Genomic DNA, 22,768 nt, shown 5'->3' on the forward strand with positions numbered 1-22,768 from the left:
GCGGCAACCGGGCATCGTCGAAATCTGCAAACCGAAGAACATGCCACCGGCTTCCGGGCCCTGGTCGTCGGCAGGGCGGCCAGCCCTCCGAGGCCGGCAACTTCTGGATGCCGTATCTCAATTTTTTTCGCCCATTCGGAGAGTGTTTACGTTTTGCTGAGGATAGTCGATCTTCTCTAGGTTGTCGCAGTCCGAGAGGAAATCGTTCCGATGATCAGCTCCGCGGATCGGGCGGCCAAGTTCGAGCGCTTCAGACATATCCTTGAGGAGCCGTGGCACCAGTCGAAGGCAGGAACATTTCCGCTCTTCACCACCGATCGCTCCTACGATCTCGAGACTTACCAGAGCGAGAGCCAGGGCAATCTCCCCGAAATCTTCACGCACTTCGTCGAAGTCCAGCCGGACAAGCTGTTTATGGACCTCGGATGCGGATATCGAGGCGATATCCTATTCCACAATGTCCTGAATGTGGAAGTCTACCCGAGCCGCTCGGCCGATCTCATCGTCGATCCGACCCGCCCGTACCCGATCCGATCCGAAACTCTGGATGGCATCGGCTGCTTCGCCGTCCTCGAACACACCCGACAGCCTTGGGTTGTCGTCCGGGAGATGCGGCGCATGCTGCGCAAGGGTGGGACGGTCTTCATCGACTGGCCCTTCCTGCAACCCGTTCACGGCTACCCGAGCCACTATTTCAACGCGACGCGGGAGGGGCTCAAGACCATCTTCGAGGACGAAGGGTTCGAGGTCGAGCTGTGCGACACGTTCGTCAACCAGACGGTCGCCTACACGGTCTCCTGGGTGCTGGGCGCCTTGAACCACCATCTGCCCGCCGAGATCCGGCCGGAACTGCTCAACATGACGGTCGGAGAGCTGATGGCCCTCGACGTTCAAGGGGAGCAGTGGCGCAGGTGGCTTGAGGCCTTGCCCGCAACCGCCCGGGAGGAGCTGGCCTGCGGAAACTCCCTGGTGGCCAAGAAGGCAGCCTGAGCGAGAAGGCAGCCTGAGGCGGCCGGACCGCCGTCGGCTCGGGGGACGGGCTCTACCCCTGTTGACCCGACCGCTTGACCCGGTGGGTGAAGATCACCGAGAGCCAGGGCACCACCGTGTGCTCGACCTCGATCGAGATCAGCACCTCGAGGTGGAGGGCGTAGGGTAGGGTGAAGCGGAAGCCGCAGCGGGCCTCCTCCATGGTGGTGGGGATGTCGCCGAGCACCGCCGCGATCACGTCCGGCCGGTGGACGTCCACGGGGATGCGCTGGACCTCGCCGTCCACCTCCACGACCAGGGTCGCCTTGGCGCGGCTCGCCGACACGACCCAGCCGGCCAGCACCACCTGCCCGTCCTGGATCTCGGCCCAGACCCGATCCTGCGGGGCTTCGAGGTTGGCGCGGGCGAAGGAATCCGGCAATTCGCCGTCGAGCTCGGCCACGGTGCAGCCGACCTCGTACTTCTCGAAGCCGCGCCCCTCGCCGAAGATCCCGGCGAATTCCTTCTGGTACTGGGCGATCCGGGCGTTCTTGATGTCCTCCGGCAGGCCCGACCACTGGCCCTTGGCCTGGACCGTGTAGACCGAGAGCAATTCGCGCAGGAACGCGATGCGCCCCTTGTCGGCGACGTAGAGGTTCATCAGCCAGTCGGCCGCCGACGCGTTCTCGTAATAGGCCTCCGGCACCCGGCGCAGGGCCTCGGCGCGGTAGAAGCAGCAGGAGAAATTGGCGGTGAGCGGCGAATTGGCCAGCACCGGGAAGCTGATCGTACCGGTCGGGTAGCGGCCCTGCTCGTCGTGCGGCAGGTAGGAGCCGGTGGCCGGGTAGTGGAGCAGCACCCAGTTGAAGCACATGTCGAGCTTGCGGTCGGTGCGTAGCATCCGCATCTGGAGGGCGATCTTGCGGTCCGACAGCCAGTAATCGTCGGCCTCACAGAAGGCGACGTAGCGGCCCGTGCAGGCCGAGAGGCAATCCTGCATGTTGCGCAGCATGCCGAGATTCTGAGGCCGGGGCCGCACTTCGATCCGCTCCGGGTCGCGCGCCCGGTAGGTTTCGACGATTCCCGCCGTCCCGTCGGTCGACTTGTCGTCGCCGATCACCACCTGCATCCGTAACAGGCCGCGCTGCCGCAGGATCGCGTCGAGGCAGCGGCCGATATCGGCCGCATGGTTGTAGGCCGTCACGATGACGCTGACGGTGAGCTGCTCCAAGAGCCACGCGCGCAGGGCCTCCGGCTCGCCGGAGAGGTCGTCCGGCGCGTCGAGGCCCATATCGCCCAGGGCGTCCCGGGCGATGTCGGGATTGGCCGCGATCAGCCGTCCGAGGCTCGGGACGTCCTCCTCGTCGAGATAGGCCTCGGCCAGCCGGCGGAAGATCGATTTCTGCGCGGCCTCGTAGCCTGCCGCGTAGCGGCCGCCGAAATGGCCGCGCAGCTTGCGGAAGAACGCGATCTCGGAATTGCCGAGCTTCTTGTGCCGGGCGAGTTCGGTGGCGTAGGTCGCCCACATCCCGGCGGCGTGCTTGCGGTAGACCGCCATCACCTCCGGCAGGAAGCCGATGCGCCCGACCTCGGCATGCATCAGGTGGACGTACCAGTCGCCCGGGGCGATGCCCTCGTCGAACGCGAACGCCTCGGCACCGTGGTAGCGCCAGCGATAGAGCACGCTGTTGGTCTGGACGAAGTTGTGGGCCACGAGGTCGGACAGCGACGGCTGCGGGCTGCACTGCTTCGGGTACAGCTCCTCGACCCCCGGCATGTCCTCGTAGACCACCCGCACCCGATGGAAGCAGAGGGTGAATTCCGGGCGTGCCCGCAGGAAGTCGACCTGGCGCTGGAGCTTGCGCGGGTCGGTCCAGTAATCGTCGCCTTCGCAGATCGCCACGAACTCGCCGCGGCAGCGTTCCGTGAGGTCGGCGAAGTTCCTATTCGGGCCGAGGTTCTCGCTGCGCAGGACCGCCACGAGGTTGGGATGGCGCGCGGCGTACTCGGCGACGATCTCGGCGGTCCCGTCGGTGGAGCGGTCGTCGCCAACCAGCAGCTCGAAGGGGAAGTCCGTGGCCTGGCCGAGGATGCTGTCCAGGGTCTGCCGGATGAAGGCCGCCTGGTTGTAGGTGATGCACAGGACCGAGACGACCGGCCGGTTCCAGGCCGGTGCGGGCTGGGTCTCGGCGCGGGCCCGGATCCAGGCCGCGAAGGGATTGACGAAGCTGCCGTCGAAGGTCTCGTCCGGCGGCGCGGTGAAGTCGGCCCGGGGCCGGCGCCCGAGCCGGGCACCGTACTTCACGTAATGTTCGAGGGGCGACAGGTCGGTGAGACCCACGTCGGGATAGCGCGTCGCGTAGCCGATATGGTCGAACAGGCCGCTGGCGTAGATCGTCGCGAAATCGTCCTGCCACGGCTCGAGCGCCGGCGCGGCCTCTCCTGCACCGTCCTGCATCGATCAGATCCCTCGAACGCGCGTCAGCGGGCCGCTTCCCCAGACCGGACCCTCAGAGGGTGCTGGGGAGGCGCCCTTCCTCGGAGCCGTGGTTGTAATAGTGCTGCGTCGGATCGGCGCCGGCATTCGCGACGTCGTCGTTGCACGCGAGGTAGTACTGGCGGTCGAACAACCCGGAGGTTTCGAGCCATCCGAGCATCGTCGCCTCGGGCACGACGGGGGCACGATCGGGCGTGGCAGCCGCAGCCTCGCGGTAGAGATGCGCGAACCGGGCGATCCGGGCGGCCACCTCCTTGGCGGCCGGCCTGCGGACCGAGGAAGCGACGACGCTCGACTGCTCACCGGGGCGCCGACGCTGGAGGTCGGCCTCGGCCAGACGCACCAGACGGGCGAGTTCGCCCTGGGCCTCCTTGAGCCGTGCCTGGGTCTCGGCGAGCTCGGCCCGCAGCGCTTCCACGTCCTCGCCCACGGTCGGCTCCGTCTCAGTCGCGACGCTCTCAGGAGCTGGCGCGCATGGGCGCGGCGTGAACGGCCGGGGACCGGCGCGACAGCGCGCTCCTGTCGGGTGAGGCGGGGTGATACGATTGCCCCCCAGACCGGTCAACCCTGAGGCATCGGCGCGCCCGGCCGCGTGTCAGCGCGGCATAAGCAGTCCGACGACGCGGCGCAGCGCCAGGGCGTCCTGCACGGGGGAGGGGGCGGTGCGGAAGCCGCCCGCCGCCCCGGCCTCCGTCGACAGCCAGGCGGGCTGCGTCTCCGGGTCCGGAAAGAGCTGCCGGGCGACGGTTTCGATCGGCTCGCCGGTGAACCAGGGCGCATAGGTCGCGGTGAAGAACCGGAAGTAGACCGGCCAGTTCTCGGGCGTCGGTGCCAGCCGGTTGTCCGTCGCCCCCCGGGCGATCAGCGACAGATAGGTCTTCAGCGCCGCCGATCCCTCGCCGTGCATCAGGTCGCCGGTGGATTTGAGCGTGTTGGTCGCATGGGTCCGGTAACGGAGGTGCGGGGTCGGCACGAAGACCGGCTCCACGTGGACCATGCAGCGGATGAGGAAGTCCCAGTCGTGGCACATGCGGTAGGCCGCGAAGGGGCCGACCGTCTCGTAGAGCCCGCGCGAGAAGACGAGGTTGCCGCTCGTCACCGCGATGTTGTGGCGGAGGAGCGCGAAGCCGACGGTCGGGCAGGCCCCCGCCTGGCCCAGGACGTCACGGTACCACGTGCGGACCGGGTCGTCCTCGGCGAGCCGGGCACCCGAATCGTCCATGAAGTCGACACCCGTAAAGGCGATGAAATCACCCTCCGGCGGCAGCGCGTCGCAGATCACCCGGAACCGGTCGGGGCCATAGGCATCGTCTGAGTTCAGGATGGTGAGCGCGTCGCCGCTGGCCTTGGACAGGCCGAGCGCGATCGCCGCATGCGCCCCACCGTTGCGGTCGAGCAGCGCGCACTGGATCCGGACCGGTCCGGCATAGCCCTCGATCGTCCGGGCGATGACGGCCCGCGACTCGTCGGTCGAGCAATCGTCGACGATGATCAACTCGTCGACCGGGCGGTCCTGATCCAGGACGGAGCGGATCGCCTGCGCGATGTAGGGTGCGTGGTTGTAGGATGGGATGACGACCGAGATCCGCCGCGCCGTCGGCGGGCGGGCTTCGGGCCGCGGGCGCGCGGACTTGGTCAGGAACCGCAACATCGGCGCGTGCACCTATCTCTGCGCGATCCGACGGGCCGCGCCTCTACGCGGCATCGAGCTGTCCCCGAAGCAGGTCGAGGCGCGGCCGCATCTGCCGCTCGAAGCTGTATTCCCGCAGGATGGCGAGCCGGCCGGCCTCGCCGAGCCGCCGGAGCGCCTCCCGGTCTCCGGCGTAGAACTCGATCCGGGCGGCGATCCCGTCGGCGTCGCGCGTGATCAGCTCGAATTCTTCGCCGGGCAGCATGGCGGGGGACCCGTCGAGCCGGCGGTTCAGGGCAAGGGAATCGGAGAGGAACATCGCCACGCCGCGCAGGCCCGCCTCGACGCAGGATGTGGTCGGGAAGCCGTCGAAGGATCCGCGGCCGCCGTCGCGCTCCATCGGCGACTGGTTGGGCGAGATGACGATGTCCATGCCGGGATAGAAGTCCTGGAAGAACGAGGCCGGCTGCACGCCGTGGAAACGGACACGGTCGATCCGCGTGAGGCCGAGCAGGTCCGGCGTCCAGTCGCCGACATAGTGCCACTCGAAGCGCGGATCGTCCGCGTAGCGGCGGACGAGGTCGGTGAAGACGTCGCAGCCCTTCTCGATGCCGAACTCCGTATAGCGCTGCGCCACGAAGCAGATCCGGATCGTGTCCTGCAGCGGACGCCCGATCCGCGAGCAACGCGCGCTCGCCGCGACATCCCAGCAATCGGGCGAGACGGCGCCGAAGACGAAGGCGATCTGATCCGGATCGCACCAGCCCCGGTCGAGCAGGTAGTCGCGCTGCAGGGTATGGGTCGTGAGCACCTTGGCGAAGCGGCGATCGCCGAGCACGCGCCGGAGCTTGGCATCCGACACGGGATCGTTCGGCATGAAGCCGCCCCCCGGATAGAGGGTGAAGACGAAGCGCTCGGCGCGCAGGTCCGGGTTCGAGGCCAGCAGCACGGCGGCGTTGTGCAGGAAGGTCGTGTGCAGGACCTTGGCGCTGAGATCGTGGCCGGTGTTCAGGGCGCGCACCCGGCCGGCCAGGGTCGGATGCTCCGCCTCGAACTGCCGCACTTCGTCGAGGAAGGTCCGGTCCGGCCGGTAGCGGTCGATGTCGCGCAGCGACGAGGCGGCCCGGCTGTCCGGGATGGCGGACAGATAGGTGAGCAGCTCGCCGTAGCGGAACGCCGAGAACCGGGACGGGAAGCTCGAATCGACGAGGAGGAGGCCGGTTCCTCGGAGCCGGGCCGGCCGGATCGGACCCGTCACCTGCGGGTGGGCGGCCCAGGCCTGGTTGGCCGCCTGCCACGCTTGCGGCGCGAAATCCGGAACGGCACGGCTCTCGGCATGGAGCCGCTCGGCCTGGGTCCGGTCGCGGGCGAGGAGGTCGTGGAGGGCTCGGGTATGGGGGCTGGCATCGCCGAGTTCGAGGGCGAGGCGCGCCTGCTCCTCGGATTCCACGAGCCGGCCCCAGGTCCGGAAGATGACCGCGAGGCGGAACCGGAACAGGGCCGGATCCTCGCAGCCCACCGCCAGGGCGATCTCGTAGGCCGCCGCTGCGGTCCCCAGCCGGCCCAGCGTCTCGGCCTGGTAGGCGGCCAGACCGCACCGGGCGATCAGGCCGGCGCCCTCGACCTCCGCGGCTGCGCGGGCAGCCTCGAGCGCCCCGTCGCGCCGCCCCAGGGCGAGCAGCGCTCCGACGCGCACGAGGAGCGCCTGAAGGCCGGCGACCGGACCGCCCGCCAGCAGCGCGAGCGCCGCCGCGGGATCGTTGGCGTGCAGCCGCTCGGACGCGGCCTGGACCCGTGCATAGGGGTTTTCTGGATCGTGGGTCAGCGCCGCCGCACTGGCCTCGGCGAGGGCGCGGCCTTCCAGGAGGTTGGGCAGCCGTCCTTCCGGGGCCCCGTAATGGAGATAGTGGCCCAGCGGATTGACCCCGGCTGCGGCGATATCGGGATAGAGGGTCAGATAGGTGCGGGTGCTGAACAGCGGACCGGGATCGAGCCCGATCGCGGCGCCATGGACGCAGTAATGCTCGGCCGGGCTGAGGCTGGTGGCCTCCGCGGCCGACACCTGCGCCCGGTAGAAGGCCGAATCGAAGAGGGGATTCGGATCGCGTTCGGAGCACCAGCCCTCGGCCGCGTAGGCTTCCGGCGTCGCGACGCCGCGGTGACCGTAGCGGCGGGTCACCGAATCCGCGTCGAACAATCCAGCCAGATCCGGATGCATGCCGTCGTCCGTTTCTCTCGGCGCGCCCGCACGGGCCGGCTCCGGACGGAGGGACGTCTGACCGTCCGGCCGGCGCGCTCACGTCCCGCCGAGCCGTTGCGCGGGGGCTTCTCGCATAGCGGGTCCCGTGTGCCTACCCTGCCCGACGGCGGAGGAGGGGCCTGAGGCGCGGGCCCGCTCCATCAGGCCAACGCGCCGGCGGTCCCCTCTGCGGTGTCGGGCGCGGCGCCCTGGCCCGTCAGACGCCAGCCGATGACGATCAGGAGAACGACCGGCACGACGAGGATCAGCGCGGCGCCGAGGATCCCGACATGCCCGACGAGGCGTCCGTAGAAGCCACCGGTCACGCCATCATGCCACGAGACCAGCGTCATCCCGACGGCCGACGCGACGATGAGGGCGGGGATCTTGAACCACAGGGGCAGGGCGCGTCGGCGCGGCGGCACGATCGCATCGAGGCCGGTCTCGCTCCGGCCGGCTTCCCGCTGGGTCAGGAGTGCTTCGACCTGGTCGGCGAAATCCGCCTGGATCCGGTCGCGCCGCGCGGCGTCGTCGTCGCGCGCAAGCGGCGCCGCCTGCGGCGCGCTCCCGTCCGGCCCCTCGGCCAGCGGCCCCGGGATCGCCGCCTCGGCGGCGACCATCAGGCGCGCCTCGTGCCGGCGCATGAACAGCCAGAGTGCGACGGCGCCCATCAGGACGAAGGCCAGCAGCCCGAGGCCGACCGGCCCCATGACGTTCTCGATGGAGCGCCCGCAGAGATACGCGCCGAAGCCCATGATCGAGGCCCAGGCGACGCCGCCCAGCGCATTGAAGGCGAAGAAGCGGCGGGCGTCGAGCTTGTTCACGCCGGCAAGCACCGCCGCATAGGCGCGCAGCATCGCGGTGAAGCGGCCGAAGAACACGATCTTCCCGCCGTGCCGGCGGAACAGGTATTGGCCGAGCTTGAGCCGGCCGTGATCGAGGCCGATCAGGTGCCCCTTGCGCAGGAGCAGGGGCAGACCCCAGCGGCGGCCGACCCAGTAGCCGGCATTGTCGCCCAGGATGGCCGCGGTTGCCGCGATGGCCACCACCACGGCGATGTTGATGTTGCCGGTGCTGCCGGCATAGGCCGCCGAGGTCAGCAGGACCGTCTCGCCCGGCAGGGGCAGGCCGGCGCTCTCCAGCGTGATGATGACGAAGATCGCCAGGTAGCCATAGTGCGCGATCAGGTCGGCGATCGGCAGATCGTGCAGGAAGGACATGCGGTCTCCGTGCGGCTCGCAGGTCGCGCTGTCGACGACAAACGTGGCCGCTCCGGGGCGGCGTGACGATCAAGACCGCCGCACAGGCGCCGTCCCGCCGTCGGCCGCGACGGCGGTCACGGGCGCTTCATCCCTCACGGGCGGGGTGCGGCGCCGCAGCGCCCGCTCCGATCTCGGCGAGATGGGCGCGCATCCACGCGATGGTGCTGATGAGCCCCTCGCGCAGGGCGACGCGCGGTTGCCAGTCGAGCTCGGACCGGATCAGCGCGGTGTCGAGGACGTTGGCGGGCACGTCGGCGGCGCGGCTCGGCTTGTGGATGCAGGGCAGGCGATCCCGGCCGAAGGCCACCTCCAGCTCCGCGATGATCTGGTTGACGCTCAGGCCCCTGCCGCTCCCGACATTCAGCACCTTGTGCGGCCCGTCATAGGACACCGCGGCGAGGAACGCGTCGCTGACATCGTCGACGTGCAGGAAGTCTCGCACCACCTCCCCGGTCCCCCAGACCTCCAGCGGCAGGCCCAAGAGGACACGGTGGATGTAGCTGCCGATCAGGCCCTGGTGCTTGGTGCCGAGCTGAAACCGGCCGTACGGGTTCGCGATCCGGAGGATCTGGTAGTCGATCCCGTGGAGATGCCGGTACAGGTGGAGCGACTTCTCGATCATCAGCTTGCCGATGCCGTAGGCCGAGATCGGGTCGGTCGGCGCCTGCTCGGGGATCGGGATGGCCCGGGGAATGCCGTAGATCGCGCCGCCGGAGGACGAGAACACGAGCTTCCTGATCCGGGCCGAGCGGCAGATCTCGAGCAGATGCAGGGTGGCGATCGGCGCGGCGGCGAGTTCCGCGGACGGATCCCGGTTCGAACTTTCCGGGATCGAGCCGGCGATGAGGTGGAAGACGACGTCCTGACGTTCGACGGCGTTGGCGATTGCGAGGCGGTCGGCGAACTGGCCGGTGACCCGGGCGACACGTCGGTCGAGCACCTCGGACTGGATGTGGCTGCGGCTGAAACAGGTGACTTCGGCCCCCGCCGCCGCGAGGCGGTTGCACAGGTTCAGCCCGAGGAAGCCGCCGCCGCCCAGCACGAGGCAGCGGAGCCCCGCCATGGACGGCGCGGGCTGACCGGATCCGGCGGGATCGAGCGGCTGCGGGCCCTGCCGGGTCTCACTCATGGCCGACATTCAGCGCCGTCTTGGATCGACGTGGCGGCCGGAAAGGCATCTTCCGGCCGCCGGCCCGGATCGGCGGGATCGGGCTCACGGGCCTCGATCATGCGCTCGACCAGCGCCAGGGCTGAGCGCTGAAGCGCCTGCCGCGTCGGTTCGAGGGGCGCCTTCCCCCAGGCGCGGGCCGCCGCGTAGGCGGCCGCGTAGGCCGCGTCCCAGCCGGCGGCGAGGACTGACGGGCCCGCGGCCTCCAATGCGTCCCGAACGGTGCCCCAGGCCGCTTGATGGGCCGCGTCCCAGGCCGCGGCCCGAACGGCCGAGCCGGTCTGCCGCAGGGTCAGGTTGGCGACGGCCGCCCGCTTGCGCGCGCGCTTGAGGTGATCGCACAGGGAGACGAGTTGGGCGACGTCCTCGACCTCGGGCAGGTCGGCCAGTTCGTCCCCCTCCACGTTCAGCTTGGCGAGGCGGAACCACGCCGGCAGGTGGGTGCGGATCAGCCAATCGGCCACCAGGGCGACCCGCCGGCGCTCCAGGGCCTCCGAGCCCCGGGTGCCGACCAAGCGCGGAACGAGCGGCAGGATCAGGGCATCGCGCGCATCCTGCGGCAGGCGATCGCTCCAGGTTCGGACAAAGGCGGCGATGCTGGGCGACGCGCAGGCGGGTTCATCCGAATGCGGCTCGCCGGCGACGTAGGCCACCGCCTCCAGGGCGCACAGGCCTGCCTCCGCGCCCGCATGGGGGCCGGCCGCGAGCGTCCTGACCCGCGCAAGCCGGTCTGGGTCGACGCGCGCGGGCCCGACGGTCCGCTTGTCCTGCAGCCGGGAGGCACCGCGATCCGGCACACGGATCGGCCGGTCGTCCGCAGCCGCGATCGAAAAGCCGGCCGGTGCGCCGGTGGCGACCTCGGCCTCGAGTGCGGCCACGGCGGCCACGACCCGCCCCGGGTCGACCGTATAGCTCACGTGGAAGGCGTGCACGCCGGGGCGCGGGAGGGTCCGGCCGCGCAGGAACAGGATCCGCGCGCCCCCGGCCTCGATGAAGCTGGCATAGCCCCGGAAGTTGAAGGACAACTCCTCGTGGATCAGGCCGAGGATCCGGCACCCGGGCCGGCAGAACAGGGCGTTGCTGAGCGCCGAACTCGATGAGCCGACCACCAGTTCGGCGGAATGGAAGGCCTCAACCTGTTCGAGGAAGGTCAGCGTCTCCGGATAGATCACCTCGAAGCCCAGGGGGCGCAGCCGTTCGGCGATCTCCGCCTCGTTGACGAGGGCGCGTTGGGTGAAGGCCTTGCGCGAGATGAACAGGCGCCGGTCGGTCCGGCCGGAGAGGGCCCCGCGCGCGCGGGCGCGGTCGAGGATCTGCTGGCGGATCGCCCCGAAGACGTCGGCCGGCCAGACCGTGTCGTAGAAGGGGCGGCCGGGCTTCATGTCGAAGGGGAAGAAGGCCGGCACCGGCGCCATTCCGAGGAGCCCGAACGCGACGGGCCTGGGCGGCAGCGCGATCACGGGCCGGTCGCGCGTGTCGAGAAGGCCCAGGATCTCCGCGTGCGCCCCCGGCATGTGGTCGTCGATGCAGAGCGGGATCCCGTCGGGGCAGCGCGGGTCGTTGTAGCAGAGCATCCGCGGCACGAACTCGCAGAACCAGTGCCCGTAGTTCCGGCTCTGCAGGCCGAACATCATGAGGCCGGCCGCGATCGTGTGCTCGGCCTCGGGCACCTCGACGAGGGCCCGCGTGGCCCCGAAGGCGGCGGTCATGATCTGGTCGGGGTTGAGGCCGTCCTGCAGCAGGATGTCCGGGCGCCGCGGATGGGCGGCGAGGTCATAGACGAGCTTGCCGCCGGCGATGACGACGTTGCTGCGCGGGAAGGCGCGCGCGCCCTCCAGGAAGGCGAGATACTGGGCCGGGATGTCCAGGCTGCCGGCCTCCGACCGGAGGGCCGGGGGCGGTTCCCAGAAACGCAGATCGGGCGCGGCGATGCGGCGCTCCGGGAGCACCGTGATGGCGCGGGCGCCGCCGGCCGCCGCCAGGGCCTGGACGGAGACGATGTCGTAAGCCTCCAGGGGCCCGGAGCCGGTGACGTGGCGCGTCGCCGCGTGGAGCGCGATCGCCGCGTCGAAGCGCCCGTCCTCCAGCAGGGTGTCGAGGAGCAGGCGGCGCAGGTTCTTGACCTTGGTGCTGAGCCGGTCTCCGTCCTCCGTCGTCACGCCCGCGTCGCCGCCATTGAGGTCGTAGGCGAGGCGGTAACAATGGAGGCACGGCTCGGGCTGGTTCCGGCACTCGTACGCCCATCCGAGCCGCAGCAGGGTCGCAAGCCCGTCCTGGATCAGCACGGGCGCCTCAGCGTCGGCGCGCAGGCCCGCGATGTAAGCCTCGGCCTCGGCGAACCGGCCGCGCTCGCACAGGTCGCGCAGGCGCGCCGCGGCGGCGGCCCTCGTCCAGCGCGCCCGGGGGCCGGGGACCAGGGCGGCGATAAGGTCATAGGTCTCGGCGGCGGCGCCGAGCCGTTCGTCGCCCTCGAGCCGGAACGCGAGGGTTTCGAGGTGCCGGCACAGCGCGCCGCGCCGAACCGGCTCGCGCTCCTCGGCGGCAAGGGTGCGGATCTGTGCGAGGACGTCCGGCGCGTTGTCGCGATGGACCGTCCGGATCAGGTCGATGAAGGTCTGCGTCGGCCTCATGTCGGTTGCGCGCCTGATCGACCCTGCCCGTCCGCGCGCCGGTCGAACGGCGCGCCCTCGCGGGCGGTGTACTGGAACCGGCGTGCCGTGACGAGATATCCGAATGCCCCTCGCCTGGGAGGGCCGGCGGACGCGGCGCTGGAGGGCGCACGCGGTCTCGTGTAGGGCAGGGCACCGGGCAGGCAGGGATCCCCGCGCATGGACGACGACCGGAACGACACGCTGCATTCGGGCCGCGGACGGATCCGATCCCGGATCCGGGCACGATGACCGTCCGCCTCGTCCTGTACGGCGCCGGCGCGCTCGCCCGCGAGATTGTCGACGCCCTGCAGCGCCTCAACGCGCACGGGACCGCGATCGAGCTGCAAGCCAGCATCGTCGATCCCGGGATCGACGCGCCGGAGACGTTTCGGGGCCGGCCCGTGATTCGGGATGTGCGCAGCCTGGCGGGCGACGCGAGCCTGCGCTTCGTCGTCGCCCTCGGCGAGCCCGGGCCCCGGGCCCGGGCGGTCGCGCATCTTCGGGCGGAGATCGGCGCCCAGTTCACCTCGATCATCGATCCGGGGGTGCTGATCGGAGCGAGCAGCCGGATCGGCGCGGGTGCCGTGATCCTCGGCCATTCCTCCATCACGACGGATGCGCGCCTCGGGGAGCACGTCCTCGTCAACCCGGGCTGTACCGTCGCCCACGACGACGTGCTCGAGGATTTCGCCACGCTGAGCCCTGGGGTCCACCTGGCCGGGCATGTCCGCGTCGAGGAGGGCGCGTTCCTGGGCACCGGGGCCTGCGTGATCCCGCGGATGCGGATCGGCGCGCACGCCGTGGTCGGCGCCGGCGCCGTCGTGATCCGGAACGTGGCGCCGGGCCAGACGGTGTTCGGCAATCCGGCGCGGTCCCTGCGGCGCGCCTAGGCCGGGAGGGGCCGGCATCCGGATCGCCGCCTTCCGCGGTCCTGTCCGGCCATGTATAGCGGGCGCGTCACCTTAGCATGCCCGTGAGGATGGTGGCAGCAGACAGTCAGGACGTGTCTCGACGATGATCCCCGTGCTCATTCCAAGCCTGCCGGAGACGGATGCCATCGTCCCGTATCTGCGCCGGATCGATCAGTCGCACATCTACAGCAATTACGGTCCGCTCTCCCGGGCGTTCACCGAGACGCTCTGCCGCTTCGTCTCGGAGCGCGCCGACGGCGCGCCGGTGGCGGCGACGATCACCGGCAGCGGGACGACGGCCATCGAGCTCGCCCTGCGCTACCGGATCGCCGGTCGGAAGGGCCGGCTCTGCCTGATGCCCGCCTACACCTTCGTCGCCACCGCGCATGCGGCGGTCAATGTCGGCCTGGAGCCGTTCTTCGCGGATGTCGATCCCGAGACGCTGGCGCTGACGCCGGCCATTGCCGCCCGGGCCCTGGCGGCGGCCGGGGGCGATGTCGCCGCCGTGGTGGTGGTCAGCCCCTACGGCGCGCCGATCGACGTCGCCGCCTGGGAAGCGTTCGAGACGGCGCACGGCATCCCGGTGGTGTTCGACGCCGCCGCCGCCACGCTCAACCTGCACCGCGTGGGCGCGCAGCCGATCTGCGTGAGCCTGCACGCCACCAAGGCGCTCGGGATCGGGGAGGGCGGGGCGATCCTCACCACCGACACCGATCTGGTCGCCCAGACCACCGCCATGACGGGCTTCGGCTTCTCGGCGAGCAGCCGCGTGTCGGAGGTGCGGGGCGGCAATTACCGGATTTCGGAATACGCCGCCGCGGTCGGACTGGCGGTGTTCGACGGGCTCGAGGCGCGCATCCAGCAATTGCGGGACGCATCCCTCGCCTATGTCGCGGGCTTCGAGCGGATCGGCGTGCGCATGCAGCCGGGCTTCGGCAGGGACTGGCTGACCATGACGATCACCGCCCTGTTCGAGCCCGGCACCGCCGATGCGGTGACGGCAGGCTTCGACGCGGACGGGATCCAGTGGCGGCGCTGGTACGGGACCGGCTGTCAGGCGCACCCCGCCTTCGCGACCTGCCGGCACGACGGGCTGGCGGGGACCGCCGCGGCGGCCGCGAGCGCCATCGGGGTGCCGTTCTTCCCGGCGATCACGCCGGCGCAGATCGATGCGGTCTGCGGCAGCGTGGAGCGGTCTCTGGCGGCCCGCTGAGCGGCGACGGTGGGCCCGGGCCGAGAGGAACGGTCGAGGACGATGCAAGGCGATTTTCGGCGTATCCTGAGTCAGGCCGATCCCTCGAACGGCGCCGCTGCGCTCGACGCGATCGAGGACGGCCTGTCCGCACTCACGAACAGCCGACCGGCGGTCGCTGCGCAGCACCTCGCCACGCTGGCTTTCCGGTTCATGGGCGAGAACCGGCTCGACCTCGCGGCGCGTGCCTACGACCTCGCGGCCCGGGTGACGCCTGCACCCGCAGCGGCCTATCGGCTCGCCGCCATCCGAACCCGCATCCTCGATCTCTGCCGCCGCAAGGCGTTCGATCCGGTGGAAGGGCTGCTGCAAGAGTTGCGGGAGGCCAAGGCGGCCGCCGGGGATCACGGGCAGAACGACCCGTCGCTCATCCACATCGCCTGGGACTACGAACTCGCCGGGGACGCCGAAGGCGCGGTGCGCAGCTACCTGCTCGCGCGGATCGCGCGGGACCAGCTGGGCGGTCAGGCGCTGACGATCGATGGCGACACCCTTGAGCGCAAGATCCGGAACCTGCGCATCCTGCAGATGAACGCCCTGGCCGAGGCGGGCCGGCACGAGGAGGCGCAGACGCTCCACGAACGGACGCGGCACGTCCTGGGGCTCGGGCCGCTGCGGATCTACGACATTGTTTCCGCCCGCCAAGCGGCCGCGGACGGGCAAGGCGAATACCGGGAGCTGCTCGGGGCCCGCCGGATTGCCGAGCCGGAGATCGCCTTTCTCGAAGGGCCGGTGGCGCTGACCTCAGCGTGCGGATCCCTCGACGCGCCGCCGCAATACATCGCGCGGTTCAAGGATTGCCTGACCTTCCCGCGCAGCAATCTCGTGCTTCAAGGCAACCGCCTGATCTACGATCTCGCCGCCCACCCGCTTAGCGGCATCGCCGACATCAAGGACGGGGTAAACCCCGACCAGATCATGACGGCCGTCTACGGCGCGAAGCGGGCCCTGGTCGAGGAGCCGGCCGAGACGCGCACGCTCGATGCCGGGCTGATGATGTTCGGGCTCCAAAGCAAGAATTATGGCCACTGGCTGCTCGAGTTCGTGCCGCGCATGCTCTGGTTCAACGATCCCGCCTGCCCCGCGGACTTCCCGATCTGCATCGACGACCACATGCCGGAGACGCATCGGCAGATCGTCGAGTTGCTCGACGAGCGCGATCGGCCGATTCTGCCGCTGTCGGCACAGGCGACGCGGTTCCGCGAGCTCGGCGTCGCCCCGGTGCCGACCTTCTTCCCGTTCGATTCACGGCCCGGCATGCCGGTCTACGACGCGATCTGGCCGAAGGATGTCCTGGCGGGCATGCGCCGTGCCCTGCTCGACAAGATCGCGACGCATGGCGCCGATATACGCCCCACGGGGCGGCGGATCTTTCTCTCGCGCCGCAATTTCACGCAGCGGCAGCTCGTCAACGAGTCGGAGATCATTGATGACCTGACTCGCCTCGGCTTCGAGGTTGTCCATCCCGAACAACTTTCGTTTATCGATCAGATTGCGCTCTATCATTCTGCGGATGTCATCGTCGGATCCGCGAGCTCGGCTCTGACGAATTGCATCTTTTGCAATCCTCAGGCGCGGGTCATTGCCCTGATCCACGAGAACAGGTCATTCAATTTCCGCGGCTATGCCAGCATGATCGAATCGAGTGGAGCGCGGCTTCTCTTCGTCCGTGGCACTACTATCGCAGGCGAGAAGACACATCCCTTCCACGCCAATTACCGCGTGGTCCCCGCGAAGATCCACAAAGGCCTCGACATCCTCGGGATCGTCGCATCCTGACAGCGGCGGGGCCGTCAGGCTTGCCGTTCCGAATACGCACCGAAGGTATCAGTCAATCCGCTGCCGAGATCGTAGCGAGGATGGAAGCCCACCGCCTCGCGCAGACGCGAGACATCGGCCTCAATGCTCGCCGGCTCGCTCTCCGCGAGGCGGCGAGCACCAAAGTCGATCAGATCCGGCCGTCCGGTCAGCTGGCCGATCTGCTCTAGGATCACGCGGACAGGCACAGCCGCGCCCGACCCAATGTTGACGGCTCCCTCAACGGCCGAGTCGACCAAGGCTGCGAAAGCACCGGCCACGTCGGCTACGTGGCTGAAGTCGCGACGCTGGTGACCCGGGCTCGTCCCGAAACGCTCCCCCGACGACAGAGCCCGGATCGCGTCGCTCACCAGCCGGCCCGATTTCTCCCTGGGCCCGTACAGAAAAAACAGGCGGCCCCAGGCAAACGAGAGCCCGGTCTCACGCGCATAGGCTGTCAGGACACGCTGCGTGGCGTCCTTGGCGGCCCCGTACAGGGTTGCGGGCACACAGTGCGCGTCCTCGCTGAGCCTTTCCGGACCCCAGGCATACTCGGCGCAGGTCCCCGCTACGACCGCCCGTGCGCCCCCGCCCTCCCGGAAGGCTCGGACCAGCGCCAGGCTCGCCGCGACCCAGTCGAGGTTGACCGGTGAGCGCCAGTAAAGCCCCGGCTCGGCGTACCAAGCCAGATGCAGAAGGTGAACGGCGCCGACCCGACCGACCGACGCTTGCACGGCTTCAGCGTCCAAAAGGTCGACAGGATGGAAAACCACCGTCGCGGCGGGCGGGCGGCGTCCGAGGGCATGAACCTCGAAGCCGCGCGCCTGAAGGGCCGGGATCACGTGAGTTCCGACAAAACCGGTCGCACCGGTGAGGAGAACGCGCCGCGCGCCTGACATCACACGACCGGATCGAGACCGGTCCAGGCCGGGAAGGCGAGATCCCGCTCGGAGATCACGGTCACCGGCTCCGGCCAGGCGACGTCGAGCGCCGGATCGTCCCAGCGAACCCCACGGGCGGCGCCGGCAACATAAGGCCGATCGATCATATAGAGCACCTCCGTCTCGTCCTGCAGGGTCTGGAAACCGTGCGCGAAACCAGCCGGAATGTAGAGCGCAGTCCTGTTCCCGGCCGATAGTTCGACGCCGATCGCCCGCAGATAGCTCGGGGAGTCCCGACGCAGGTCGACGATCACGTCGTGGATCGCACCCATCGTGCAGCGGACAAGTTTAGTCTCCGCGTACGGCGCCAGGGCATAGTGCATCCCGCGGACCGTTCCGCGTGATCGATTATACGACACGCTCGACTGGCTAAATCGGCTGACGAGCCCATGAGCTGCAAGCGTGTCTTCGCACACGGTCCGCGCGAAGAAACCGCGCTCGTCTTCGTGCGGGTTGATGTCGATCCGGAAAGCTCCTGCGAGCGGCAGCTCCTCGAAGTTCATTCCGCTCACTCTACAGCGAGGCTCGGAATAGCAGTGACGAAACGCCCACCCCAGGCGCGGATTCCGGCCATCTCCTGCATGATTTCCGCCCTCAGGTTCCAGGGCAGGATCAGCACGTAGTCCGGACGCATCTCCAGCAAGGCCTCGGGCGAGATCACGGGGATCCGGCTGCCCGGCAGGAACGTGCCCTGCTTGTGCGGTGAGCGGTCCGCCACCGCCTCAACCAACTCCGGTCCGATCCCGCAATAGTTCAGGAAGGTGTTGCCCTTGGCGGCCGCCCCGTAGCCGCAGACCCGCTTACCCGCCCGTCGTTGCTGGATCAGGAACTCCAGGCTGGCGCACTTGATCTCGACCACGTCGGCGGCAAATCGCCCATAGCCCTCCGCCGAGAACAGGCCGCCGGCCCGCTCATCGGCGAGCACCCGCGCCACCGCCGGCGTCTGCGCATGCGGTCCGTCCGCGTGGCAGAAAAAGACGCGCAGGGATCCGCCGTGGGTCGGCAGCTCCTCCACGTCGAACACCCGTAGACCCGATCGCTCCAGGATGCCCGAAACCACGCCGAGGGACAGATACGAGAAATGTTCGTGGTAGATCGTGTCGAACTGTTTGTGCTCGATCATCCGCAACAGGTGCGGGAACTCGAAGGTGCCTGCACCGTCGCGCTTCAACAAGACTTGAAAGCCCGCCACGAAATCGAGAATATCGGGCACGTGGGCCAGCACGTTGTTGGCGGCCATCAAGTCGGCACCGTGCCCCTCGGCCCGAAGGCGCTCGGCCGTATCGCGGCCGAAGAATGCGACTTCGCTCGCCACCCCCTTCTCGCGCGCCACCGCCGCCACATTGGCAGCCGGCTCGACGCCCAGGACCGGCACGCCACGGGCAACAAAATACTGCAGCAGGTAGCCGTCGTTGCTGGCCACCTCGACAACCTTGCTCTGCGGCCCGAGACCGAAGCGCTCGGTCATGCTCGCAACATAAGCTTCCGCGTGGCGCAACCAGCCGGCGGAGAAGCCCGAGAAATAGGCATAATCCGAGAAAATGTGCTCCGGGCTCTCGAAGGCCTCAAGTTGCACGAGCCAGCAGCTCTCGCAGACATAGGCGTGGAGCGGGTAAACCATTTCTCCTTGCCCCGCACGCTCGGGCGGCACGTAGGAATTGGCGAGAGGCGATAACCCCAGATCGGCCACGGTGCGGGTGAGCGGCGTACCACAGGCCCGGCAGCAGGCCCGGCTTGTCGGGGCCGGAACGGTGTCCGTTGCTGCGCTCATACCTTGTCCTCTGTCTCCGCAAGCGCCTCGTACCGCGCGATCTGCTCGTATGTCAGCGCGGCGGCATCCGCGCCTCGAGCCTGTGCCCGATACCACGTCCCAGTCCAGTCGAGCGCCTCCGACAGCCGCAGGCGCCGGTCCCACCCGAGATGCGCGCGAGCCTTCGAGGCGTCGACCTTAAGGAAGGTGGCCTCGTGCGGGTGCGTGCCGGAGGCAAGCTGCCAGCGCGCGCCCTCGCCCCAGCCCCGGGCCAGACCGGCCACCACATCGGAGACCGGTCGGCAATCCTCGTCGGAAGGCCCGAAATTCCAGCCCTCGGCATAACGTGCGCCATCCTGCTCACAGAGCACCTCAGCAAGCCGTAGGTAACCTGAGAGTGGCTCCAGCACGTGCTGCCAAGGGCGCACGGCGCCGGGTGAACGAATCTCGACCGGCTCGCCCCGATTGAAGGCACGCACCATGTCGGGGATCAGACGGTCCAACGACCAGTCGCCACCGCCGATGACGTTGCCAGCCCGCGCGCTGGCAATCCGGGCTGGATGGCCGCCGGCGCCGAAGAACGAAGCGCGATAGGCGCTGGTCACGAGTTCGGCGCAGCCTTTCGAGTTCGAATAGGGATCACGCCCACCCATCGGCTCGTCCTCGCGATAGGCCCAGACCCATTCGCGATTCTCGTAGGCCTTGTCGCTGGTCACGATCACCACGGCCCGCACCGACGGGCAGGCGCGCACCGCCTCCAGCAGGTGGACAGTGCCCATGACGTTGCTGGCATAAGTGCCGACCGGGTCGCTGTAGGAGGGCCGGACGAGCGCCTGAGCGGCCAGATGCAGCACGATCTCTGGCTGCGTCTCAGCCACACAGGCGCTGAGCGCGGCGAGGTCTCGCACATCGCCGATCCGGCTGTCGGCCCGATCCGCCAGGGCCGCCAGCGTGCACAGGCTTGGCTCGGTCTCGGGGGCCAGTGCGAAGCCGGTGACCTGCGCCCCGAGCCGCGTGAGCCAGAGGCTGAGCCATGCGCCCTTGAAGCCAGTGTGGCCTGTGACCAGCACACGCCGTCCGGACCAGAATCCCGGATCGGGGTTGCGGGCAGCCATCACCACACCTTCCACGGCGCGGACTTGGCCGTCCAGAGAGTCTCAAGGTGGTTCTTGTCGCGAAGGGTATCCATCGCCTGCCAGAAGCCGGCATGCCGGTAGGCTTGCAGCTCTCCTTCCCGCGCCAGTCGCTCCAACGGCTCGTTTTCCCAAACGGTGGAGTCATCGGTGACGTAGTCGAGCACCCGTGGGTCGAGGACAAAGAAGCCTCCGTTGATCACGGCGCCATCGCCGGCCGGCTTCTCGCGGAAGCTACGGATCGCATCGCCGTCCATCTCCAGGGCACCGAACCGGCCTGGCGGGGCCACGGCGGTCAGAGTGGCCATTCGCCCATGCGCCTTGTGAAAAGCCTTGAGCGCGGTGAGATCGACGTCCGCGACCCCGTCACCGTAGGTCATGAAAAACGGTTCCGTGCCGAGATAGGGACGCACTCTCTTGAGCCGGCCGCCTGTCATGGTCTCGGGCCCAGTCTCGATCAGCGAGACGTTCCAGTCCTCGGCACCGCTTCTGTGAAATTCAACTGCGCCCGTTCCCGTCTCGACAGTCACGTCGGAGAGGTGGAGCCGGTAATTAAGAAAGAATTCCTTGATCATATACCCGCGATAGCCGAGGCAGATCACGAAATCGCGCACCCCGTGGGCGGCGAAGCCCTTCATGATGTGCCAAAGGATCGGCTGTCCTCCGATCTCGACCATCGGCTTCGGACGCGTCCCGGTCTCCTCGGACAGGCGCGTGCCAAGTCCGCCCGCCAAGATCACAGCTTTCATTGTGAGAATGACCTCCGCCAGCCGTACATGCCTGCCACAGGGGCTGCTCGGTTACATACTCGGCCGGCCAGTGCAAGTGCGATGCCCCTTGGCCTGCTGCCCGTTTGTTTGACACCGACCTAGGCGAGTTTGGCCCGCTTCTCGAACTCGAGCGGGCCGAGATTTCCGAGCGTCGCGTGACGCCGCGCTGCGTTATAGAGGGACTTGATGTCATCGAACACGGCTGCCCGTGCCTTGTCCCGCGGTCGGTCGGCCGCGCCGTCCGTTCGGACTTCGGCGAGAAGACGAAGCTCTCCATCGCCGCATCGTGCCAGACGTTGCCCGACCGGCCCATCGAGCACACGATGCCGTGCCCGGCCATCAGCCGCTGGAACGGCCCGGTCGTAGAGGGGCTGCCCTGGACGCCCTTCATGTGTGTCAAGCGGCGATGCGCGTCCGGTTGATCGCCGGCTGCCGATGGATGATGAGCGTCAACACCTCGCGAGCGAAGCAGCGTTTCAGGCAGCGAAACGCGTCCAGTTTTGAGCGGCCCTCCGCGATACGACGCGCCGCGTACGCCCTGGTCCGCATAACCCGTCCGTCGGCGTCCGATCGCGAGGATGTGCAGCGCGCTGTTGGCGGCGCAATCACCGCCGCGGTTGCGGCGATGGCCCACCGTCTTGCCACAGGAGGCCGGCACAGGGCTCACGTCACACGACGCCGGGAAGCCCGCCTCCGAGCGCAAGCCTTCGGGATTGTCGCCGGCCGTCAGTTGGAGTTGCGCGGTGCCGGTGCGACGATGGAGTTGCGGGCCACCACGCGTTCCGGCGCGAGCTCATCGACGAGATCGCCGCTCATGGGATCGAGATCGGCAATCTCGTCTCGCGGCTCCATGCAGCGCCGCGCCAGGGTCTTCAGGCCGATCCGGTACGCGGTCTCGGCGCCGTGATAGGCGCCCAGATCAGGCCGCCACGCCGCCAGGGTCCGGATGAGCTGCACTCAGGCGATCCGGCGCAGCGCCTCGCGCAGGCCTTCGGGCGCACACAGGATGGTGTTGTGGATCATCTGCAAGGTGATGCGCCGGTCAGCCCCCCTTCCGGCACGCGCTCAGGACACGCAACGACCCGGCCATGCCATCGCGGGTGCGGGGCGTGACGGCGCGGGTACCGGCGAAGGCGGCGTGTGCCGCACACTCGGCATCGAAATCGTCGCTCGTGCCCTGCCGCCGACGATCCTGAGCATCGGGAGCGGCCACCTTCAGCAGCTCGATTCCAGCCAGATGCAGAAAGCGGGGCAGGTCGGCACCATAGCTGCCGGTCAACGCGACCCCGACGCCGCGCGCCGAACGCATCCAGATCCGCCATTGCCAATCGCCCTGTCGAGTCGCGCCGAAACGCGCTGAGGCATGCCAGCCCCACACAGCGAAGGACCTGTCGGAGCCAGCCGCAAGAGCACTATCCCGGCGCCTCCTATCTCTGCCCCTTGGAGGTGCATTCGGGGCACCCAAAATGTCTGGCGAAAGCGTTCGTCGGCGTTTGGACCCTGCATTTCCACATCATGGCATGTCTCTTGCTCAACGCCGTCGGCATGCCGCGGCGGCCGAGGCCGACCGCAAGCCGAATTGCCGCCCGTCCCGGCGACGTGCTACCGGAGCGCCCGCTCGCTGCGGATAGGATGGCCGGCGTCCGGGAATGGATCCTCTCATCTCCGTTTCGGACCGTGCAGGACCTGCATCGTTTAATTCGCCACCGATTTGCTCTGATCGGCGAACAGACGGGGAAGATCTTGCCAGCTACAGATTGGGAAAATCTCACGTGCCACTGTGGGGATCATCGAGAGA

15 protein-coding genes and 3 pseudogenes are annotated in these 22,768 nt (G+C 68.9%); 4 read left to right on the forward strand and 14 right to left on the reverse strand.

The window, feature by feature from the left end:
* Positions 1-210 precede the first annotated feature (210 nt).
* Positions 211-990 carry a class I SAM-dependent methyltransferase gene (locus GGQ91_RS24930; protein WP_075379853.1) on the forward strand — a complete coding sequence of 260 codons (780 nt, stop codon included), beginning with the start codon at positions 211-213 and terminating at the stop codon, positions 988-990.
* A gap of 52 nt (positions 991-1,042) precedes the next feature.
* On the opposite strand, the gene GGQ91_RS24935 is transcribed toward GGQ91_RS24930, so the two are convergent.
* The 7 genes and pseudogenes from GGQ91_RS24935 to GGQ91_RS24970 form a co-directional block, all read right to left on the reverse strand.
* Complete coding sequence (locus GGQ91_RS24935; RefSeq protein ID WP_182593077.1) at positions 1,043-3,427, reverse strand: glycosyltransferase family 2 protein; 2,385 nt, start codon at positions 3,425-3,427, stop codon at positions 1,043-1,045.
* Between the two features lie 52 nt (positions 3,428-3,479).
* Positions 3,480-3,896: a hypothetical protein gene (locus GGQ91_RS24940; RefSeq protein ID WP_043346792.1), complete on the reverse strand. Its 417-nt coding sequence runs from the start codon at positions 3,894-3,896 to the stop codon at positions 3,480-3,482.
* Positions 3,897-4,061: 165 nt separating this feature from the next.
* Positions 4,062-5,117 carry a glycosyltransferase family 2 protein gene (locus GGQ91_RS24945; protein WP_051976372.1) on the reverse strand — a complete coding sequence of 352 codons (1,056 nt, stop codon included), beginning with the start codon at positions 5,115-5,117 and terminating at the stop codon, positions 4,062-4,064.
* A gap of 43 nt (positions 5,118-5,160) precedes the next feature.
* The gene (locus tag GGQ91_RS24950; RefSeq protein ID WP_182593078.1) at positions 5,161-7,314 is read right to left on the reverse strand and encodes a glycosyltransferase family protein; all 2,154 of its coding nucleotides are present in this window, start codon (positions 7,312-7,314) and stop codon (positions 5,161-5,163) included.
* Positions 7,315-7,919: 605 nt separating this feature from the next.
* Positions 7,920-8,555 (reverse strand): annotated as a pseudogene (locus GGQ91_RS28570) (DedA family protein); the annotation flags it as partial.
* Between the two features lie 127 nt (positions 8,556-8,682).
* Complete coding sequence (locus GGQ91_RS24960; RefSeq protein ID WP_182593080.1) at positions 8,683-9,726, reverse strand: NAD-dependent epimerase/dehydratase family protein; 1,044 nt, start codon at positions 9,724-9,726, stop codon at positions 8,683-8,685.
* Positions 9,723-12,395, reverse strand: a complete 2,673-nt coding sequence (locus GGQ91_RS24970; protein WP_246410907.1) for a glycosyltransferase family 61 protein — start codon at positions 12,393-12,395, stop codon at positions 9,723-9,725. The genes GGQ91_RS24960 and GGQ91_RS24970 overlap by 4 nt, the downstream gene beginning before the upstream one ends.
* Positions 12,396-12,661: 266 nt before the next feature.
* Between GGQ91_RS24970 and GGQ91_RS24975 the strand changes: the two genes are divergently transcribed.
* The 3 genes from GGQ91_RS24975 (at position 12,662) to GGQ91_RS24985 (ending at position 16,358) form a co-directional block, all read left to right on the forward strand.
* Positions 12,662-13,306, forward strand: coding sequence for a NeuD/PglB/VioB family sugar acetyltransferase (locus tag GGQ91_RS24975; RefSeq protein WP_051976374.1), 645 nt, complete (start codon positions 12,662-12,664; stop codon positions 13,304-13,306).
* A 124-nt stretch (positions 13,307-13,430) separates the two neighbouring features.
* A complete protein-coding gene (locus GGQ91_RS24980; protein WP_043756255.1) occupies positions 13,431-14,540 on the forward strand; it encodes an aminotransferase class I/II-fold pyridoxal phosphate-dependent enzyme in 1,110 nt (369 codons plus the stop codon).
* 333 nt (positions 14,541-14,873) lie between these two features.
* The gene (locus GGQ91_RS24985) at positions 14,874-16,358 is read left to right on the forward strand and encodes a glycosyltransferase family 61 protein (protein ID WP_343066858.1); all 1,485 of its coding nucleotides are present in this window, start codon (positions 14,874-14,876) and stop codon (positions 16,356-16,358) included.
* Positions 16,359-16,372: 14 nt separating this feature from the next.
* On the opposite strand, the gene GGQ91_RS24990 is transcribed toward GGQ91_RS24985, so the two are convergent.
* The 7 genes and pseudogenes from GGQ91_RS24990 to GGQ91_RS25020 all read right to left on the reverse strand — a co-directional run bounded on the left by GGQ91_RS24990 (position 16,373) and on the right by GGQ91_RS25020 (position 22,438).
* Positions 16,373-17,275: an NAD-dependent epimerase/dehydratase family protein gene (locus GGQ91_RS24990; protein WP_182593082.1), complete on the reverse strand. Its 903-nt coding sequence runs from the start codon at positions 17,273-17,275 to the stop codon at positions 16,373-16,375.
* The gene (locus tag GGQ91_RS24995; protein ID WP_182593083.1) at positions 17,275-17,820 is read right to left on the reverse strand and encodes a dTDP-4-dehydrorhamnose 3,5-epimerase family protein; all 546 of its coding nucleotides are present in this window, start codon (positions 17,818-17,820) and stop codon (positions 17,275-17,277) included. Before GGQ91_RS24995 ends, GGQ91_RS24990 begins: the two co-directional genes overlap by 1 nt.
* A 5-nt stretch (positions 17,821-17,825) precedes the next feature.
* Positions 17,826-19,088 carry a class I SAM-dependent methyltransferase gene (locus tag GGQ91_RS25000; protein ID WP_182593084.1) on the reverse strand — a complete coding sequence of 421 codons (1,263 nt, stop codon included), beginning with the start codon at positions 19,086-19,088 and terminating at the stop codon, positions 17,826-17,828.
* Positions 19,085-20,182 (reverse strand): CDP-glucose 4,6-dehydratase, encoded by a 1,098-nt coding sequence (rfbG, locus tag GGQ91_RS25005; protein ID WP_182593085.1) that lies wholly within the window; start codon positions 20,180-20,182, stop codon positions 19,085-19,087. The genes GGQ91_RS25000 and rfbG overlap by 4 nt, the downstream gene beginning before the upstream one ends.
* Positions 20,182-20,949: a glucose-1-phosphate cytidylyltransferase gene (gene rfbF / locus GGQ91_RS25010; protein ID WP_043349866.1), complete on the reverse strand. Its 768-nt coding sequence runs from the start codon at positions 20,947-20,949 to the stop codon at positions 20,182-20,184. Before rfbF ends, rfbG begins: the two co-directional genes overlap by 1 nt.
* A gap of 119 nt (positions 20,950-21,068) precedes the next feature.
* Positions 21,069-21,349 (reverse strand): annotated as a pseudogene (locus GGQ91_RS28300) (integrase core domain-containing protein); the annotation flags it as partial.
* A gap of 17 nt (positions 21,350-21,366) precedes the next feature.
* Positions 21,367-22,438, reverse strand: a pseudogene (locus GGQ91_RS25020) (IS110 family transposase).
* Between the last annotated feature and the right edge of the window lie 330 nt (positions 22,439-22,768).

It is taken from the genome of Methylobacterium fujisawaense (assembly GCF_014138435.1).
GTDB lineage: Bacteria > Pseudomonadota > Alphaproteobacteria > Rhizobiales > Beijerinckiaceae > Methylobacterium > Methylobacterium fujisawaense.